Source organism: Nitrosophilus sp., assembly GCF_982775275.1.
This window is the reverse complement of sequence record NZ_CEXZHP010000070.1, coordinates 1-3,043: the sequence shown is the minus strand read 5'-3', so window position 1 is coordinate 3,043 and position 3,043 is coordinate 1. Positions and strand designations below refer to the sequence as shown.

The following is a 3,043-nucleotide window of genomic DNA, read 5'->3' as shown; positions in this document are numbered from 1 at the left end:
GCCAAGACTATACTTGATAACGCAATCCAGAGGTTTAATCTCTCATATAGAAGCATAAATAAAGTAATCAAAGTCTCAAGAACAATAGCCGATCTACAAGAGAGCAAAAATATAGAAAAAAGCCACCTTCTAGAAGCTTTAAGTTATAGAAAAAGAGATTAGCTAAACAATAAAACGACACCTTTTGTTATAAAATATCCTCCAACCATTAGCCATATCGCCATTACCAAAGCCAGCATTACAGGCTTAATCCCCGCTTGTTTAAATTTTTCTACACTCGTTTCCATACCTAAAGCCGTCATCGCCATAGTTAATAAAAAGGTATCTACCTCATTAATTCCGTGTAAAATTGGCTTTAAAGATTCAAATCCAACCAAAAAAGAGTTAACAGCAGCCATAAGAATAAACCATATTGCAAACCAAGGGATTGATATTTTAAAATTTTTCTCCTTTTTAGTGGTTGCAGATTTTGATAAAATTATTCCAAGTATAATAAGAAGTGGCGCAATAAGCATAACTCTTGTCATTTTTACTATAACCGCGTTATCGGCAGCCACACCTCCTATGGCTCCACCTGCAGCTACGACCTGAGCTACTTCATGGACCGTCCCACCAACATAAATTCCGTATGTTGCAAGATCCATATCAAAAATCCCGGCTTTATATAAAGCCGGATATGTAAACATAGCTATTGTTCCAAAAAGCACAACTGTTCCTACCGCAACAGCACTTTTGTAAGGTTCTGCTTTTAAAACCGGCTCAGTCGCCAATACCGCCGCCGCTCCGCATACGCTCGCTCCACTTGCACAAAGCACGGAGGTGTCTCTATCAAGTTTAAAAATTTTTACTCCTAAAATCCATCCTAATATAAATGTTGAAGATAGCATAATTATAGATACGGTCAATCCCGCCAATCCAACTTCTGAAATTTGCTGAAAGGTTATTCTAAAGCCATATAAAACTATTGCGAATCTAAGTAGCTGTTTTGAACTAAAAACGATCCCCGGAACCCACTCTTTTGGTATATGGCTTCTGAGCGTATTTGCATAAAACATCCCTATTAAAATACCGATAATCAAAGGGCTAATCGCTAATTTTTTAATAAATTCTATATTTGATATCTCAATTGCCGCAATCGTAAAAAGAGCTACAAATAATATCCCGTTTAAAGTATATCTTATATTTTCCTTTGAAAAGGCCATTTTTATCCTTTATACATATTTATTATATTTTTAATCAAAAAATTTTATAATTTGTCTATATTTGCTTAAATTGAATTATAATATTTTATTTTAGATAAGTAAAATAAATAAATTGATATATTATTATCAAAAAAACTGAAAAGGCTACTTATGAAGATCACCCTTAGACAAATGGAGATATTTTTGGAGGTTGCAAAAGTCGGGCATCTAACTCGGGTTGCAAAAGAGCTTGGGCTTAGCCAGTCGGCTGTTTCTATGTCGTTAAAAGAGTTGGAGTCTACTCTTGGTTGTAAACTTTTTGATAGAATTCAAAAAAAATTAGTATTAAACGAAAAGGGTAGGGCTTTTAAACATACCATAGAACCTCTTGTTAAAAGGTTGAGGGATATTGAAGAGGAGTTTATGTCGCAAGAAAACAGAGGAGAACTAACGGTTGGCGCGAGCACGACTATAGCAGACTATATAATGCCCCATATTGTTTGCGAATATATGGAAAAGTATCCCGATGTTAAAATAAAACTAAAAATCGGCAATACCGCAGAAATTACCAAAATGGTAGAAGATGGATTGGTTGATATAGGTTATATAGAGGGAGATATAGAAAATTTTAATATTATTTTTTCTCCCATTGGCGTTGATGAACTCGTTATTGTAACGGGAGATAGATCTATAGTTGGGAAAAAAGAGTATTATATAGATAATTTATTAGATTATAAATGGGTATTGAGAGAGGAAGGATCAGGAACTAGAAGCGTGTTTTTAAATAAAATAAAAAATTATGTAACCTATTTAAATCTTTTTTTAGACTTAAGACATACCGAGGCTATTAAATCGGTTTTAAAAGAGACCGAAGGAACTATCAGCTGTATATCAAAAATCGCCGTTAAAAACGAGCTACAAAACAAAGAACTATTTGAAATAAAAGTGAAAGGTTTTGACTTTACCAGAGAGTTTTTTCAAATACATCATAAGGATAAATATAAAAGCGAGCTTTTCAAAAAGTTTTTAACATTTGCAAGATATAAATTTAACGATGTTTTAAAATAGGAGAAAATATGCAAAATTTATACAAAAGCGTCTCTTTTTTGGACAAAAAATGTTACAACCTGTATAATCTGCCCGAAGATATATTAATGGAGCATGCGGCTGAGGGAATTAATAGATATATAAGAGAAAATTTTGAGAAAAAAAGCTCTGTTTTGATAGTTGCTGGTCCAGGAAATAATGGCGGAGACGGTGTAGCTTTGGCAAGACTGTTATATAAAGATTATGATATAAATTTATATATGCCTTATGGCGCAAAATCTAAAATGTGTAAAATTCAGGTAGATAGGTTTTTAGCAATTGGCGGGGGGTTCGTTGAAGATTTAAAGGTTTGTGATATCGTAGTAGACGCCATTTTTGGCTCTGGTTTATCAAAAGATCTAAAAAATGATACTGTAGAGCTACTAAACTGTCTAAATAGAATGGACGCATATAAAATAGCAGTTGACATTCCTACCGGAATAGACATAAACGGTGCGCTAAGGCCTTATGCGTTTAAAGCTGATATTACATTTACTATGGGAGCACCAAAAGTTTCATTGTATATGGATTTGGCAAAAGATTATACTGGAGTTGTAAAGGTTGTAGATCTTGGAGTATCAAAAAGTTTATATGAAGAGCCCTCCAATATAAAACTTTTAGAAACTAAAGATTTTAAACCACCATATAGAGAAAAAAAATCTTCTCATAAAGGAGATTATGGTCATTTAAGCGTAATAGCCGGCGAAAAAGAGGGGGCTGCCATAATGGCTGCGCTAAGTGCTTTAAACTTTGGAGCTGGACTTGTTAGTGTAATT

At 33.7% G+C, this 3,043-nt stretch carries 4 protein-coding genes; 3 read left to right on the top strand and 1 reads right to left on the bottom strand.

Annotated features, from left to right (window positions below; translation table 11 throughout):
• On the top strand, window positions 1-162 hold a 162-nt coding region (locus AC30RD_RS04775; RefSeq protein WP_489493166.1), incomplete at its 5' end, for a magnesium chelatase subunit ChlI family protein.
• On the opposite strand, the gene AC30RD_RS04770 is transcribed toward AC30RD_RS04775, so the two are convergent.
• On the bottom strand, window positions 159-1,202 hold the full coding sequence (locus AC30RD_RS04770) for a YeiH family protein (RefSeq protein ID WP_489493159.1): 1,044 nt from the start codon (window positions 1,200-1,202) through the stop codon (window positions 159-161). The two genes, AC30RD_RS04775 and AC30RD_RS04770, sit on opposite strands and share 4 nt — an antisense overlap.
• A gap of 150 nt (window positions 1,203-1,352) precedes the next feature.
• On the opposite strand from AC30RD_RS04770, the gene AC30RD_RS04765 reads away from it, so the two are divergent.
• Both AC30RD_RS04765 and AC30RD_RS04760 read left to right on the top strand, forming a co-directional pair.
• Window positions 1,353-2,249 (top strand): LysR substrate-binding domain-containing protein, encoded by an 897-nt coding sequence (locus tag AC30RD_RS04765; protein ID WP_489493158.1) that lies wholly within the window; start codon window positions 1,353-1,355, stop codon window positions 2,247-2,249.
• A gap of 8 nt (window positions 2,250-2,257) precedes the next feature.
• A partial coding sequence (locus AC30RD_RS04760; RefSeq protein WP_489493157.1) for an NAD(P)H-hydrate epimerase occupies window positions 2,258-3,043 on the top strand: 786 nt, incomplete at its 3' end.

Bases quoted from the DNA above. Each gene is read 5' to 3' on its own strand.
- AC30RD_RS04770 (WP_489493159.1), bottom strand. From the start codon at position 1,202: ATGGCCTTTTCAAAGGAAAATATAAGATATACTTTAAACGGGATATTA.
- AC30RD_RS04765 (WP_489493158.1), top strand. From the start codon at position 1,353: ATGAAGATCACCCTTAGACAAATGGAGATATTTTTGGAGGTTGCAAAA.